A 15,696-nucleotide genomic window follows, 5' to 3' on the forward strand; every position below is an offset into this window, starting at 1 on the left:
GTAGAAGGAGTCACCATGGCCGTCGACAGCGCGATGCGAGCAGCACTCACGGTTTCCGGGCAGCCGATGTCGGCGCCCCTGCAGGACGTTCGCAGCCTATCGCGGCAGATGGTCGGCCATTTCGTGGAGAACGTGGTGCCGTGTGGCACCCTGCCGGGCGACGCCATCTACGGCGACGTCACCACGATCACCCGGGTCTGTCTCGAGCTGGCCGTGAGCATGCTCGACGGACGAGATATCCCGGAGAAGACCCGGCGCCTGGAGAACGCCGCGGCCGGCTGGGCGCGTGAGGGCGTCCCGATCGACACCATCCACCACGCCATCCACGAGGGTTTCAAGCTCGGGTTCGACCTGGTGGTGTCGAACGCCTCGGTCACCGACTACTCCAACCTGGTCGACGGCGCCAAGCTGGTGGTGGAGATGCTGGACCGGATGACCTCGGCGATCTCGCTGGCCTATGTGCGGGAATTGCGCGCGGTCGTCAGCGAGCACCACACCGCGGTGCACACGCTCACCTCCGCGCTGCTGGGCGGGCACAGCACCTCGACCATGGCGCGCGAATGCGGGATCGAGATCGCCGAGTCCTACACAGTGCTGGCCATGGCGATACCGGCCCACCCCGACGAGGCGGACCCGACCCTGGACGGCAAGGTGGTGGCCCGGCGCAAGCTGCGCCGCGTGCAGGCGGAGCTGGCCACGCGCTGCGGGGAACGGGCGCTGTCGCTGTTGAGCGTGGACGGCGGCACCATCCTGATCCCGAGCTCGACCTTCGCCGATGACGAACTCGACGAGCTCGTCACCCAGCTGTCGCGCGCCGCCCAGGTACCGATCACCGCCGCGGTGGTGGAATCGCCGACCGCGAATATCCCCGGTGCCGCCGACCAGGCGCACGAACTGCTGGACATGGTGCAGCGGCTGCGCTGCGTGCGCGGGCTGTACCGCTTCGACGATATGGCGCTGGAGTATCAGCTCACCAGACCCGGGCCGGGCCGGGAGTATCTCGGCTCGCTGCTCGACCCGCTCGACGACCACCCGGAACTGCTGGAGACGTTGCAGCGCCACATCTCCAACAACCTGAACCGCCAGCGCACCGCACGGGTCATGCACATCCACACCAACACCATCGACTACCGGCTCAAGCGGATCGCACAGCTCACCGGCTTCGACCCGACCCAGCCCTCCGGTCTGTGGTACCTGCGTTCGGCCCTGGTGGCGCGCACCTACCGTTCGTCCTGATATCCGTCGAACACCGCATGCGCCCGGCTCAGCGAGAACCGGGCGCCGAGCGCAGCTGCGCCACGTAGGCGCGCGAGACGGCCGAGGTCAACGTATCGAGCAGGTCGACGATGAGGCATTCATCGCTGCCGCCCATCCCGAACCCGAGCCGCCGACGGCCCGGATCGCCGAGACCGAGCCCGGTCTTGACGCTGTCGTGGATCACGTGCTGGATCGCCTCCAGCGGCACCTGCTCCCTGGCGCAGCGCGCGGCGGCCCGTTCCAGCCTGGCCATCACCCGCCGCGACGATGGATCCGAGTCGTCGAGCAATACCAACGCCATATCGAGACCGAGTCCGAGCGCGGTACCGAAATCGCTTGCTGCGCGCCGCGCTACCGGGGAGTCCCGCGCCGCCGTGTCGTACGGGACGTCCTCGCTCATCGCATTCCCTCCACCGAATCACCATCGACACCGTCGAACGTATCCCGGTCTATCCGCCGATCCGGCCACATCCCTCGTACTTCGGCAATCCGCCGAATCGACGCGCCACGGAATTGTGAAACGTCCCATTCACACATATCTCGCTTCGTGGTGGCGACAGTGCGGCAACCATCGCTGCCCGGTCGCGGGCGTGCTGCGGGCTCCGGTCGCGTCGATTAGGGTGCGGCGGTGGATACAGCCGAATTGGTCGACCGTGGCAGCTCGATCGCGGATCGACTGACGACGACGCAGGCGGCGCCGCCGTCGTGGTTGGTGCTCGGCGCCGCCGCGGTGGCGCTGGTCCTGGTGGGATACGGGCCGCTGTGGCGGCTGACGCGCAACGTGGTGACGATCGCCCACGAGGGCGGGCACGCGCTGGTGGCGCTGCTGACCGGACGCAGGCTCACCAGCATCACCCTGCACTCGGATACCTCGGGGCTCACCGTCTCGAGCGGCAAGCCCTACGGCCTCGGCATGATCTGCACCGCGCTGGCGGGATATCCGGCTCCGGCATTGCTCGGTCTCGGCTTCGCCGCCCTGCTCGGCGCGAATCGGATCACGCTCATGTTGTGGATCGCGATCGCCGCGCTGGCCGCGATGCTGATCATGGTGCGCAACGTCTACGGCGTCGTGTCGGTATTCCTCACCGGCGCACTGGTTTTCGGTGTGTCCTGGTTCGGCTCGGACACCTTGCAGGCCGGGTTCGCCTATCTCGCGACCTGGTTGCTGCTGCTCGCAGGCATCCGGCCCGTCATCGAATTGCAGCGCACCCGGTCCGGGCGGCGGTCGGCCGAGCTGACCACCGACGCCGACCAGCTCGCGCGCCTGACCCGACTGCCAGGGCTGCTGTGGGTGCTGGTGTTCGCGGCGATCAGCCTCGGCGCGCTCGCGCTCGGGGCGGGATTGCTGCTGTCGGCCACCGCGGGCATCTGCCTGCCGGTGCCATCGGGAGGCGCCTGCCCCGCCGGTTGATCAGGCGTTGTCACCCGCTTCGGCGGCGGCGAGTTCGCGCTTCCAGACCCGGAAGCTCTCTTCGGTGCGGCCGCGCCGCCAATAGCCGGAGATCGAGGCGAACTCGGCGGGCACGCTGCGTTCCTTGCGGATGTAGCGGCGCAGATTGTGCATCACCGCCTGCGCCTCGCCGTGAATGAACACACCGGCCCGGCCCGGCAGCCACTCGGCGTCACGGACCGCTGCGATGATCGGGGCGTTATCGCCTGCCCGGTCCTCACCGACCTCGTGGGCCGCGCCACCGCGGTGGATCCAGTGCACCTCGAGCTGGGCCTTGGAAACGAAGGCGATCTCGTCGGCGGCGTCGGCGACCTCCACGAAAACCTTGGCGGTCGCGCCGTCGGGCAATGCCTCCACAGCCGCCGAGATGGCGGGCAGCGCCGATTCGTCGCCGGCGAGCAGGTGCCAGTCCGCATCGGCGCGCGGAGCGTACGCGCCACTCGGACCGAACATCGTGATCTGTTCGCCCACAGTCACATTCGCCGCCCACGGGCCCGCGATGCCCTCGTCGCCGTGCACCACGAAATCGATCGCGATGCGGCGGGCGATCGGGTCCACCGAGCGCACGGTGTAGGTGCGCGCCACGTCGCCGTCGGGGCGGTCGAAGAGCAGTTTGACGTAGGCATCGGTGAATTCGATCGGGGTGAAATCATCGAAGCCGGGATCGCCGAGATGGACCCGGACGAAATGCGGGCCGATCTGCTCGGTCCCGACCACGGTCAAGGTCGTGCGCTTCCTGGCCATCCAGCCTCCCTCGACGAGTTAGGTTTACCTAACCGAACGATACACGAGCCGTCGAGCGACCCCGATGTGACTGTATCGCGGCCGTGAAATTCCCGGCGACCACAGGGTTTTGGGATAGTCTCACAGCAGGTCACCGGGGAAGGCGTTGATATGACCGCAGCCACTGTTTTGCGTCCGTTGGCGCCGAGTGAGCAAATTTTCGCATTCGCGGAGGTTTTCGTCGGATATTCGGCGCGGGTGCGCGGCCGGCTGGATCCGGGTGCGCTCGCGGTGGCCTTCGAAGCGGTGCTGCGGGCGCATCCGATGCTCGGAGCGCGGCTGGCGCCGGTCGACGAGCTCGGTCACGTCCTGCTCGCCCCGGACGGCGACGCCCCCGAGCTCACGGTGGCCGACGGGGTGCCCGAGCAGTTGCTGACCGGCGCGGATCCGGATCAGCGGCGGGCAGCGGGCGCTTTGTGCGTGGTGCGCGACGGCGAGCACGCGAGCGTCACGCTGCTGACCCATCACAGCATCGCCGACGCCGTGCATTCGCTGGCGATCTTCGCCGAGCTGTGGCGCTGTTACCGGGAGGCGGCCGCCGGGCGCACGCCGGTGCTGCCGGAACGGCCGTATCCGGCGTCGGTGGAAGGCCTGCTGACCGCGCGCGGGATCGTCAAACGTGCCGTACCGGACGCATTGCTGCGTCCGCCCGCGCTCTCGGTCCCGACCTCGGCGGCCGACGACCCCTACCCCACGCTGATCACCACCCGATGCCGGCTCAGCCGCACCGCCACCGCGGCGCTCGTCGACCTGGGCCACCGCACCGGGGTCACCGTGCACGGGCTGGTGTCGGCGGCGCTGCTGCTCACCGAAGCCGCGACCCGCGGCGTGCCGGTCGAGCAGCTGCATTACGCGTATTCGGTCGATCTCCGGCGCCGGCTGAATCCCCCGGTGGGGGCCACCGAGGCGACCAACGTGCTCGGCTACACCTCCTACCGGGCCGGCCCCGGCACCGCACCCGGTCTGGTGGGGTTGGCCCGTGGTATCGGCGCCGCCTTGCGCGCGGGACTGGATTCGGGATTCATCCAGCAGACGCCGTTGCAGATCCCCGAGATGCCCCCGACTCCACAGGGCACGGTGATCGCCACCAACTGGGGCCGCATTCCACCCCTGGCCGCCCCGGACGGGCTGCGCATCACCGATTTTCGTTCCACCATGATCGCCAAACGCGACCGCACCGGGCGACGATTACCGCAGCCGGGTGGCGGCACCATCATCATCAGCACCTTCGATGATCAGCTGAGCGTCGAGGTCCATCACCCGCCGTCGTACCGCGAAGAGCAGTTGCCGCGCCTGGCGCGGATCGGCGCGCTGCTCAACGAGGCGACGGGTTGACCCGGTCCCGCACGGTGCGTAATTCGAGCACGGTGATGTCCGACGGCGCCGCCACCCGCACCGGCGGACCCCACGCGCCCGCGCCGCGGGTGACGTAGAGCTGGGTGTCGCCGTACCGTTCGAGACCGGCCAGCGTCGGATTGGCCAGATCGGCGATCAGGTTGCCGGGAAAGAGCTGGCCACCGTGGGTGTGGCCGGATAGTTGCAGGTCGACGCCGTGGTCGACGGCATCGTGGATGACGACCGGCTGGTGGGCCAGCAGCACGCACGCGCGCGTGGCATCCCGGCCCGCCAGCGCCGCCGCCACATCGGGACCGCGACCCTCGGCCTCGCCTTCGACGTCGTCGACGCCGGCCAGGTCGAACCCCGGCAGCTCGACGCGACTGTTCATCAGCACCCGCATGCCCAGCTCCTGCACATGCTCGACCCATTCGTCGGCGCCGGAGTAGTACTCGTGGTTGCCGGTGACGTAGTAGGTACCGAGGCGCGAGCGCAGCTCGGCCAGCGGCGCGACCGTCGCGCGCAGGTCGGCGACCCTGCCGTCGACGAGGTCACCCGCGACGGCGATCAGATCCGGGTCGGTGCCGTTGACGGCCTCGACCACCCGCCGGGTGAACGAGCGGCCGAGCGCAGGGCCCACATGCAGATCGCTGACCAGGGTGATCCGGAATCCGTCGGCGCCGGCGGGCAGTTTCGGCAGCAGGACCGTCATCCGTTTCACGGCCGGTCCGCTGAGCACGTTGTAGGTGCCGAGCCCGACGGTGCCGACCGCCGCGGCCACCACCGCGCCACCGAGGACGCGGGAGACGAACAACCGCCGGGAGAGGGGATCAGCCGCATCCGTTCCGCTCTCGACGGCGGCCTGCGGGACCGCGGATGCCGCGGACGCCGGCCCGGCCGCGCCCGCCGGCTCCCCGCCGTCGCCGCGTACCCCGTCGTACCAGCGCATCACCAGCGGCCGCAGCAGCTCCCCGATCAGCACACCGATCAGCAGATAGATCACCAGCGCGGCCCACAGGAAGCCGGGCCAGGACACGATTCGCACGACACTCATTGGGGCGCGGGCGAATTGCGCGACCAGCGCCGCCACCATCAACACCGCCCCGATGACGATGACGCCGGTGCCGAGCCACCAGCCCACCGATCCCGGCCGGGTGGTATCGCGGACCAGACGCCGCCACAGATACCAGTGCAGCGCACCGAGCACCGTCAGCGCGAGCAGACCCATGAGAACCGAGACGACGATCACTGGCGCCTTTCCAACATGCCGGGCATTCGCGTAGAAGAACCTACGCGATGGCGCCGCATGCTCGAAGGGGCACCTACCGCGCTTACATCGAACCCGGCAGCGCCAGCCCACCGATCGCAGGCGGGCGTCCGGGGCCACCGGCATCGGTCAGCAGGCGCTTGAGGATTTTGCCGGTCTCACCGCGCGGGAGCGCACTCAGGAAGGTGACGTCGCGTGGCACCGAGAATCGGCTGAGCCGGTGCCGGATGTAGGTGCGGATCATGTCCGGATCCAGGCCTGCGCCTTCGCGTTTGACCACGAAGGCCGCGAGCCGCTGGCCGAATTCGTCGTCGGGGACGCCGACCACGGCGACCTCGCTGATCTGCGGCAGGTGCGACAGCGCCTCTTCCACCGGACGGGGGAAGACGTTCTCGCCGCCGGAGATGATCATCTCGTCGTCGCGGCCCGCGATGAACAACCGACCGGAGACATCGAAATAGCCGAGGTCACCGGTGTCGAGCATGCCGTCGGCCTCATCGGGCGGTGCGGCGTTGACGTAGCCGTCGAAGAGCATGTGGTTGCCGACGAAGATGCGCCCGGCGGCACCGATCGGCACCGGTTTGCGATCCTCGCCGAGCACCGCCACCTTGGTGCCGAGCGGCGGCCTGCCCGCGGTGGTCGGTGAGGTGCGCAAATCCTCCGGTGTGGCCACCGACGCCCAGCTCACCTCGGTGGATCCGTAGACGTTGTAGAGGATGTCGCCGTAGAGATCCATGAATCGCAGCACGGTGGCCCCTGCCAGTGGCGCACCGCAGCTGACCACGTGACGCAGGCTCGAGGTGTCGTATCGCGCGCGCACCTGCACCGGAAGATCCATGATGCGTTTGACCATCGTCGGCACCACGATCAGGGTGACGACGCGATGTTGTTCGATCCGGCGCAGACAGTCCTCGGCGTCGAACTTCTCCGGCAGCACCACCGTGGAACGCAGCGCGGTGCTCAATTGCAGACCGGCCAGACCCCAGGTGTGGAACAGCGGCGCGGGGATGAGCATGGCCTCGTCCATACCCAGCGGGATCCGCGACAGCAACGCGGCGATGGTGCCGAAGCCTTTCGGATGTGGGCGGCGCGCGCCCTTGGGGCGGCCGCTGGTGCCGGAGGTGAGCACGATCAGCCTGCCCGGTTGGCTCGGGCGACGGAACTCGTACTGCCCCATGGCGATCAGTTCGTCGATGGTGGTGCGATCGGGCACCGGCGGCCTGCCGTCGGTGTTGTAGCGCGGGACGTCGGTGTGCAGGTAGCGGACCAGTTCTTCGAGTTCACCGTCGACGAACAGCGCCGAGAGCCGATGCCGCTGCACGATCTCTTCGATGCGCCGCCCGGACAGTCCCGAATTGAGCAGGGCCACATCGACGCCGAGCTTGCCCGCGGCGACCATGGTTTCCACCATGCCCGCGTGGTTGTTCGACAGCAGCCCGATGGCGTCGCCGGAGGTGAGTCCGAGCGATCCCATGGCGCCGGCCAGGGCATTGGTGCGTGCGTGCATCTCGGCGAAGGTGCGGCTGCCGCGATCGTCGGCCACCGCGATGCGGTCGGGCGAATGGACCGCACCCGCGGCGTAGCCGCCGGCCAGATTGAAGCCCCACTTGCTCAGCGACCGAAGCTGTTTCATGGCCACGTCCGGGCGTCCGGTGTTCACCACTCCGGTGGTCATGACCTGGCGCAGCACGCCGACCTGACGCCGGACCGGCGAGTTCTCCCCATTGACGACCACCGAGGTGCGCGCGCCGCGCACGATGTCTTCGATGCGACGCAGCCCGGCCTCGGTCCACGCGGTGATCGCACCGTTGGACAGCTTCGCCAGCTGCGGATGCATCCGTCCAGGGCTGAAGTAGGTGACCGAGACGCGGGTGCGCTCCCCCTCCCCGCTCAGCCGGACCGAGGCGAAACTGCCCTGCATCGGGCTGTGCAGCTCCATGCTCTCGTACCAGCGGCCGATCGCCACGCGGATCTGGTGGATGCGAATGCCGGTGTCGGGGGTGCCGACTCGCAGTTCCAACAGCGGGTTGCGGTCGGGCACGTCCAGGCGTTCGGCGGCGCCGATGCCCGCGAACACTCGTGGATAGGTTTGCGCGTCGAGCAGCAGATCCCATACGGCTGCCCGGCTTGCCGCCAATTCAGCGACCACATCGATGACGTCGGTAACCAACTGCGTACATCTTCTCGTCGGCCCGCAACGAACAACTCGGGTCGGCGGGTAGCTACTGTGTAACGTCAGTCACAATACAGCGGGGTTGTGGTTCCCACCACTACCTTTCGGCGCCACCGCAGCCGCCGACGAGGGCCCCCGAAACCTGTTGCCCGAAGTTCACCACGGCTTTTGCGCCGATCCCGGATCGCGCGCTTGGCCGTTTCCCCAAACCCGCCCGACCAGCCCTATGACAACTCCCAACCGAATCCGGTGTGACGTCAGCCACATTTTCGGCACACTGGACGTGCCGACCATCGACAAAGGAGAAGCGATGACGAAACCCGATCGCCGCGTGGCGATCACCCACACCGAGGAGATCCTCAACTACTTCGGCAAATGCGGCGCCTGTGGCTATCCCGCACGTGCGGCCACCACCAAGCACATTTTCGACAACGGCGACGAAGAGACCTGGGTGACGGCCACCTGTTCGCTGCCCTGCGGCTGGGCCGATCGGGTCCGGCCCACCACGATGACCGCCGGTCAACGCCGCGGCTGAGCACCCGGCGCGGTGCCGGCCGCGCCCGCCGCCCGCCGGTGCGGCACGATGACGATATGGAACTGCGTATCTTCACCGAGCCACAACAGGGCGCCGATTACGACACGCTACTGAGGGTCGCCAAGGCCGCCGAAGATCTCGGCTATGGGGCGTTCTTCCGATCCGATCACTATCTCGCGATGGGTGATGCCAGCGGTTTGCCCGGGCCGACCGACGCCTGGATCACCCTCGCCGGGCTGGCCAGGGAGACCGAGCGCATCCGCCTCGGCACCCTGGTCACCGCCGCGACGTTCCGTTTGCCCGGACCGCTGGCCATTCAGGTCGCACAGGTGGACCAGATGTCGGGTGGCCGGGTCGAGTTCGGGCTCGGTACCGGCTGGTTCGCCGAAGAGCATGCCGCGTATGGCATTCCGTTCCCCGACGACAAGTTCGCCCGGTTCGAGGAGCAGCTCGCCGTCATCACCGGGCTCTGGGAAACCAAGCTCGGTGACACCTTCAGCTTCGAGGGCGCGCACTACCAGCTCACCGATTCCCCCGCGCTGCCCAAACCCGCGCAGGACAGGGTGCCGGTGCTGATCGGCGGCAAGGGCGCGCGGCGGACGCCGCGCCTGGCGGCCCGCTATGCCTCCGAGTTCAATGTGCCGTTCTCCTCGCTCGAGGAGACCGCCACCCAATTCGAGCGGGTGCGCGCCGCGGTCGCCGAGCGCTGCCGCCCCGCCGACGACATGGTCTATTCCAGCGCGCTGGTAGCGTGCGTCGGCAGCAGCGACGCCGAGGTCGCGCGCCGGGCCGACGCGATCGGCCGCGAGGTCGACGAACTGAAGGCCAATGGTCTGGCGGGCTCCCCCGCCGAGGTGGCCGACAAGATCGGCCGCTACGCCGAGATCGGCGCCGAACGGATCTACCTGCAGATTCTCGACCTCGCCGATCTGGACCACCTCGAGCTCATCGCCCAGCAGGTGGGAACCCAGCTCTGAGTGCCGCCCGGCTCGTCATGGAACGCGGCTGCGCCGCAGGCTGAACGGATAGTAGTGACCGCAAGACCCTCCGGCTCGACCGTCGCGCCGACTCACCGCAAGGTCGCCGCGGCGACCCTTGTGGGCACCACCCTCGAGTGGTACGACTTCATGCTCTACGGCACCGCGTCGGCGCTCATCTTCGGCAAGCAGTTCTTTCCGTCGATGAGCCCGGCGGCCGGCACCCTGGCCGCGTTCACCACGTTCGCGGTCGGTTTCGGTGCGCGTCCACTCGGCGGGCTGCTGTTCGGGCACTTCGGTGACCGCATCGGCAGGCGCGCCACGCTGGTGGTCTCGCTGATCCTGATGGGTGTGAGCTCGACGCTGATCGGCGTGCTGCCCAACTACGACAGCATCGGCTTCTGGGCGCCGGTGCTGCTGGTGGTGCTGCGGCTGATCCAGGGCGTCGGCCTCGGCGGCGAGGGCGCGGGGGCGGTGGTGTTCTCGATGGAGCACGCTCCCGGTGGGCGGCTCAATCGCTACGCGAGCTTCCCGCAGATGGGGACGCCGGCCGGGCTGGTGCTGGCCAACGCGGTGTTCCTCGGTACCAGCGCGCTGATGCCGGAGGATGCGTTCCTGTCCTGGGGCTGGCGGATTCCGTTCCTGCTGAGTGCGACGCTGGTGGTGGTCGGCCTCGCGGTGCGGCTCACCATCACCGAATCGGCGCAGTACGCGGCTCTGGTGCGGCGCGGGGAGATCGCGGCGTTCCCGCTGCGCGAGGCGCTGCGGGTGGGTCCGGTGCGGCTGCTGCTGATCCTCGGCGCGGCGATCGCGACGTCGGCGGTGGTCTACATCTTCATGGTCTTCACGCTCACCTATGGCACGAAGTCGCTCGGCTTCAGCAGGGATTTCCTGCTGTCCGGGGTGATCGTGTCCTCGGTGCTGTGGTGTCTGACCATGCCGCTGTGGGGTGCGCTGGCCGACCGGGTGGGCACCGCGCGGGTGTTCCTCGCGGGGACGGCGGCGCTGGTGGTCTGGTCGGCGGTGTATTTCCCGCTGCTGAATACCGGCAATGCCGGGGTGGCGTACGTGGCGCTGCTCGGCATGGGCCTGGCGCTGCCGGTCAGCCACAGCGTGGGCGGCATCATCGTGGCCGAGCTGTTCCCGCCCGGTGTCCGCTACTCCGGCACCTCGCTGATCGTCCAGGTGTCGGTGATCCTCGGTGGCGGGCTGGCTCCGATGATCGCCACCGCGTTGTGGACCGCCGGGTCCTCGTCACTGGCGGTCAGCGTCTACGCCGTCGGGATCTGTGCGCTGAGCCTGATCTGCACGTATGTGCTGTTCTGGATGGTGCCGGGGATGCGGGGCGACCGGGTCGGCGCGGCCGGCGAGGTCGGCGAGGATCGGCAGGCCGTGCACAGCTGACGCCGGATCGGCGAGTCACCGGCCGGACCTGGACGACGGCTCGGCGGCCCGGGTGTTCATCGGTGACCGATCGCGGACCCCGTCGGTAGTCGACCGGGAGCGCGGCGACGGGCACGATCGAAAGGGACCGCTACCGACCCGGAGGTCAGCATGCGCGTACATCAGACCGGACTCATCCCGCCAGTGCGGTCGTGCCGCACCACGGCGACCCGTGGGGCGGCGGCTCTGCTGCTGATGTGCGGCCTGGCGTCATGCGGTGATAACGAGTACGCCGACCGGCCCGGCACCCCACCACCGCCGCTCGCGTCCACGACCGACGTCAGCCGACCGGCGGGCGCTCCGGATCTGGCCGCGGGCGAAGAGGTGGTGCGCGGGATACGGACGCCGTGGGGGCTGGATTTCCTGCCCGACGGCGCCGCCCTGGTCTCCGAGCGCGACACCGGACGGATCCTGCGCGTCGTGCCGGGGCGGCCCGCCGAGCAGGTCTATCAGGTGCCGGGGGTGGTCGCGGGCGGTGAGGGCGGGCTGCTCGGGATCGCGGTGTCGCCGCGATACACCGAGGATCGTTACGTGTACGCCTATTTCACCGCCGACTCGGACAACCGCATCGTCCGGTTCCGGTTCGGGGAGGCGCCGCAGGTCGTGTTCGATGGAATCGCCAAGGCGGGCAACCACAATGGCGGCCGGATCGCGTTCGGGCCGGACGGCATGCTGTATGTGGGCACCGGTGATGCGGGCAGGCGCGCCGCATCGCAGGATCCCGGCAGCCCCAACGGGAAGATCCTGCGCCTCACCCCGGACGGCACCCCGGCACCCGGCAATCCGCGCCCCGGCTCCCCCGTGTACTCGCTCGGCCACCGCAATGTGCAGGGCCTGGCATGGGATTCGACAGGCCGGTTGTTCGCCGCCGAGTTCGGCCAGAACGACGTCGACGAGATCAACCTGATCGAACCCGGTCGCAACTACGGCTGGCCCGAGGTCGAAGGCACCGGCGGCGCGGGCCGCGGATTCACCGATCCGCTGGTGACCTGGTCCACCACCGACGCCTCACCGTCCGGAATCGCCATCACCGCGAACACGCTGTACGCGGCCGCCTTACGGGGCGAGCGCCTGTGGACCGTTCCGGTGACCGCCACCGGAACCGGCGCACCGGCCGATCATTTCCGCGACGGTTACGGCCGCCTGCGCACCGTGGTGGTCGCGCCCGACGGTGCGCTGTGGCTCACCACCTCCAACACCGACGGCCGCGGCGATATCCGCACCGACGACGACCGGATCGTGCGGTTCCCGGCGCGCTGACCGCGCCGGGTTCCGCGAGAAACGTGGCGAGACAAACACCTGCCGATCAGTTGTAGGAGTTCGCTACACCGTTGAGCAGGTTCTCGAGCGTTTCGTAGGCCGGAATGTCGACCACGTCGATGAGGTCGCGTGCGACCGGCACATCGTTGGCCTCGGCCACCGCGGTGAACTTCGCGGTATCGCCGGTGCGGAAACCGTGTTCGGCGGCCAGTGCCTGCAATTGCGGGTCGGTGGACAGCAGCTGCCCGACCCGGTCGCCGTCGTCGTTCAGCGGCACCAGCGCGTGCCGGGACAGCACCGTCGGCGACGGGTACACCAGCACCATCTCCGGCGTGATCCGCTTGTCGACGGCGGCCGCCACATACTGCGCCTCATACGCCCACACCATCGGCGCGGGCCCCATGCCCGCGGCGAGGTACTCGCCGAACGGGCCCTCGGAGGAGTTCTCGGTGTAGCCCTGGGCCAGGAACAGCCGCGAAAGCAGCGGCAGCACATGCGCTTCGGCCGCACCGCCGCGCACCACCGCATCGCCGTTGGCGACATAACTGGCGACGGCCAGGTACATGGCGGCGGAGTTGGAGCTGCGCGGATCGGTGGTGGAGACCAGCACGTTCTTGCGCACCGGGTAGGTGGTGTTGCCCTCGATCTGATCCCATTGCACGCCGCGGGCGACCATGTCCAGGTAGGCCGACATATCGAAGGTCGGCACCGGGCCGGGCTTCACCACACCCGCGCGGGTGAGCAGGTCGACGATGGGCCGGAAGGTCGCGATCACCATCGGAGACGAGAACGGCGTGTACTGGCGGCTCGCGCCCGTTTCACGCTGAATACGTTCCGCCGCAGGAAGGCTCGATGGAAAGGCGAAATCCAGATTATCGAGTTCCACCGAGGTCGCGATCTGCCGGGAACCGGCGGGCCGCACATTCACGTCGATGCCGTGCTGGGCGAGCGCGTCCACCACCCGTGGGTCGTCGAAGAACGCCATTTTCTCCGAACCGACCACGCCTTCCACCACCGTCAGCGGTGCGGCGGCCGCGGTGGCCGGAGCAGGATCGGAATCGCGGACCGCGGCGACCGCCACCGCCGCGACGACCAGCACGCCGACGACACCGAGGACCGGCACCAGCCGTCCACGCGAGAACAGCGCGGCACGCAAGGTTTCCGGCAGATGACGAGAATCGGAATTCGAATCGACAATTTCGTTATCGGATTTCTCCGGCGCGGTTTCGATTCGCGTGACGACCTTTTCCACGACCGGTTCGGGATCGAGTTCGCGGCGCACGATCCGCTCCACCAGAATGGGCACGAAATCCCTGATCGGTAGTCCGTCGAATCGTTGGTGCGCATTCTGCACCGCACTGCCGACCTGCTCGGGCGTGGCCTCTGGCAAGCTGTCGACCAGGCGATTCTCCAAGTCCCGTATCGCTTTTTCCTCACGGACGGTATCGAGCTCCACCTGTTCTCCTCGGCGCCGGATCAACGGAACGGACGGCATCGGCGCCGCCACGGGCGCCAACCCTACCGCTATATTCGCAGACTCGACACTCGGGCCGAAATAATAGGAGGAAACCTCTTCCCACCGAATTATCTTCCGCCGCTGGTGGCTTCCAGCACCGCCATCGCCGCATTGTGACCGGGTATACCGCTGACTCCCCCACCGCGCTGCGCGCCTGCCCCGCAGAGCAGGACGTTGCGGTGTGCCGTGGCTACACCCCACCGGGCGGCCGGATAGTCGTGCTGGACGCCGTCGGCCAGGTACGGGAAGGCGAGGTCGCGGTGGAAGATGTGGCCGCGGGGAAGGCCGACCTCGGCCTCGAGGTCCAGGGGCGATTTCGCTTCCAGGCACGGTTTCCCGTCGGCGTCGGTGGCCAGGCAGTCCCGGATCGGTTCGGCGAAGACCTCGTCCAGCTGGGCGAGGGTGGCGGCCACCAGGTCGTCCTTGGCGGTCGGATCGTCGTCGAACAGTCGTGCGGGCGCATGCACACCGAACAGCGTGAGGGTGTGCAGGCCCGCGGCGCCGGACCCGAGAATGCTGGGGTCGGTGAGGGTGTGGCAGTAGATCTCGGCGGGCGGGGCCGCCGGGATGCGGCCCGCGGCGGCTTCGGTGTAGGCGTGCTCGAGCTGCGAATACGACTCGGCCACATGGAATGTCCCGGCGAATGCGTCGCGCGGATCGACGGCCGTATCGCGCAGCCGCGGCAGGGAGCGCAGCACCATGTTCACCTTCAGTTGCGCGCCTTCGGGTGGCGGCTCGGCCGGCTCAGCCAGCAACCGGGCCAGCTCGGCGGGAGCCGCGTTCACCAGCACATGCCGGGCACCGACCGCGCCCCCGTCCCACCGGATCTCGGCACGGTTGCCGTCGGTGTCGATGGCCGTCACTCGGCAGTCAGTGCGTAGCTGCGCACCCGCGGATCGGGCGGCGGTGGCCAATGCCGTGGTGAGCGCACCCATTCCGCCGATCGGGACGTCCCAATCGCCGGTGCCGCCGCCGATCACGTGGTAGAGGAAGCAGCGGTTCTGGAGCAGGCTCGAATCGTGGGCGTGGGTGAAGGTGCCGATCAGCGCGTCGGTGAAGACGACACCGCGCACGGTGTCGTCGGCGAACCACGCCTCGATCGTTTCACCGAGCGGGCGCTCGAAAATCGCTTCCCACGTGCGGGGGTCATCGACCGCGCGTTGCAGTTCCGCCCTGGTGGGCAGCGGGCGGGTCAGGGTCGGGAAGACCCGCCGCGCGAGGGTGCCGGTCATCGCGTAGAACCGCTGCCACGCCTCGAATTCCCGGTCCGAACCGGTCAGGCGGGCGAAACTGTCCCTGGTGCGTGCCTGCGAGCCGGTGTCGACCAGCAGTCCGGAATCGCCGACCGGCGTATAGGAGGAGATCCGGCGTCGCCTGGTCTCGAATCGCAGGCCCAGATCGGTGACGATCTGGCGGGGCAGCAGGCTCACCAGATACGAGTACCGCGACAACCGCACATCGACGCCGGGGAAGACGCGCGCCGACACCGCCGCCCCGCCCACCTGAGCGCCCTGTTCGAGCAGCAGCACCGAACGGCCCGCTCGGGCCAGATAAGCGGCGGCGACCAGTCCGTTGTGGCCGCCGCCGACGATGACCACGTCATAGTCGGAGCGCGTCGATGTCATGGGTCACTCGATAGCACGGATAGGGCGTCGCGGGAAGCGTCACCGCACCGCGCGCCGGTTCCGGCGTTCGCGCCG

Annotated in this window: 13 protein-coding genes; 7 read left to right on the forward strand and 6 right to left on the reverse strand. The window is 68.8% G+C overall.

The window, feature by feature from the left end; translation table 11 throughout:
- Positions 1-15: 15 nt before the first annotated feature.
- Positions 16-1,236, forward strand: coding sequence for a PucR family transcriptional regulator (locus AC5W7N_RS26975; protein WP_163812863.1), 1,221 nt, complete (start codon positions 16-18; stop codon positions 1,234-1,236).
- A 28-nt stretch (positions 1,237-1,264) separates the two neighbouring features.
- On the opposite strand, the gene AC5W7N_RS26980 is transcribed toward AC5W7N_RS26975, so the two are convergent.
- Entirely contained in the window at positions 1,265-1,657 is a 393-nt protein-coding gene (locus AC5W7N_RS26980) for a hypothetical protein (protein WP_195021682.1), read from the reverse strand.
- 228 nt (positions 1,658-1,885) lie between these two features.
- Here AC5W7N_RS26980 and AC5W7N_RS26985 point away from each other — a divergent pair, with 228 nt between their 5' ends.
- Positions 1,886-2,668 (forward strand): M50 family metallopeptidase, encoded by a 783-nt coding sequence (locus AC5W7N_RS26985; protein ID WP_163812860.1) that lies wholly within the window; start codon positions 1,886-1,888, stop codon positions 2,666-2,668.
- Here the strand turns inward: AC5W7N_RS26985 and AC5W7N_RS26990 are convergent, their stop codons facing one another.
- Positions 2,669-3,451, reverse strand: a complete 783-nt coding sequence (locus AC5W7N_RS26990; RefSeq protein ID WP_495922522.1) for a siderophore-interacting protein — start codon at positions 3,449-3,451, stop codon at positions 2,669-2,671. It lies immediately after the preceding gene.
- Positions 3,452-3,601: 150 nt separating this feature from the next.
- On the opposite strand from AC5W7N_RS26990, the gene AC5W7N_RS26995 reads away from it, so the two are divergent.
- On the forward strand, positions 3,602-4,825 hold the full coding sequence (locus AC5W7N_RS26995; RefSeq protein WP_490725588.1) for a phthiocerol/phthiodiolone dimycocerosyl transferase family protein: 1,224 nt from the start codon (positions 3,602-3,604) through the stop codon (positions 4,823-4,825).
- Here the strand turns inward: AC5W7N_RS26995 and AC5W7N_RS27000 are convergent.
- Positions 4,806-6,074, reverse strand: coding sequence for a metallophosphoesterase (locus tag AC5W7N_RS27000; RefSeq protein ID WP_495922524.1), 1,269 nt, complete (start codon positions 6,072-6,074; stop codon positions 4,806-4,808). The genes AC5W7N_RS26995 and AC5W7N_RS27000 overlap by 20 nt on opposite strands.
- Before the next feature lie 82 nt (positions 6,075-6,156).
- Positions 6,157-8,262, reverse strand: coding sequence for an AMP-binding protein (locus AC5W7N_RS27005; RefSeq protein ID WP_175585846.1), 2,106 nt, complete (start codon positions 8,260-8,262; stop codon positions 6,157-6,159).
- 313 nt (positions 8,263-8,575) lie between these two features.
- Here AC5W7N_RS27005 and AC5W7N_RS27010 point away from each other — a divergent pair, with 313 nt between their 5' ends.
- From AC5W7N_RS27010 to AC5W7N_RS27025, 4 genes are all read left to right on the forward strand, one after another.
- On the forward strand, positions 8,576-8,800 hold the full coding sequence (locus AC5W7N_RS27010) for a hypothetical protein (protein WP_014350624.1): 225 nt from the start codon (positions 8,576-8,578) through the stop codon (positions 8,798-8,800).
- 56 nt (positions 8,801-8,856) lie between these two features.
- Positions 8,857-9,777: an LLM class F420-dependent oxidoreductase gene (locus AC5W7N_RS27015; protein ID WP_163812851.1), complete on the forward strand. Its 921-nt coding sequence runs from the start codon at positions 8,857-8,859 to the stop codon at positions 9,775-9,777.
- Between the two features lie 54 nt (positions 9,778-9,831).
- Positions 9,832-11,181 carry an MFS transporter gene (locus tag AC5W7N_RS27020; protein WP_495922526.1) on the forward strand — a complete coding sequence of 450 codons (1,350 nt, stop codon included), beginning with the start codon at positions 9,832-9,834 and terminating at the stop codon, positions 11,179-11,181.
- 234 nt (positions 11,182-11,415) lie between these two features.
- Complete coding sequence (locus AC5W7N_RS27025; RefSeq protein ID WP_495924212.1) at positions 11,416-12,480, forward strand: PQQ-dependent sugar dehydrogenase; 1,065 nt, start codon at positions 11,416-11,418, stop codon at positions 12,478-12,480.
- 46 nt (positions 12,481-12,526) lie between these two features.
- Here the strand turns inward: AC5W7N_RS27025 and AC5W7N_RS27030 are convergent, their stop codons facing one another.
- Positions 12,527-13,936: a three-helix bundle dimerization domain-containing protein gene (locus AC5W7N_RS27030; RefSeq protein WP_495922528.1), complete on the reverse strand. Its 1,410-nt coding sequence runs from the start codon at positions 13,934-13,936 to the stop codon at positions 12,527-12,529.
- 128 nt (positions 13,937-14,064) lie between these two features.
- Entirely contained in the window at positions 14,065-15,621 is a 1,557-nt protein-coding gene (locus AC5W7N_RS27035) for a phytoene desaturase family protein (protein ID WP_163812847.1), read from the reverse strand.
- Positions 15,622-15,696 lie beyond the last annotated feature (75 nt).

It is taken from the genome of Nocardia sp. CDC519 (assembly GCF_059509835.1).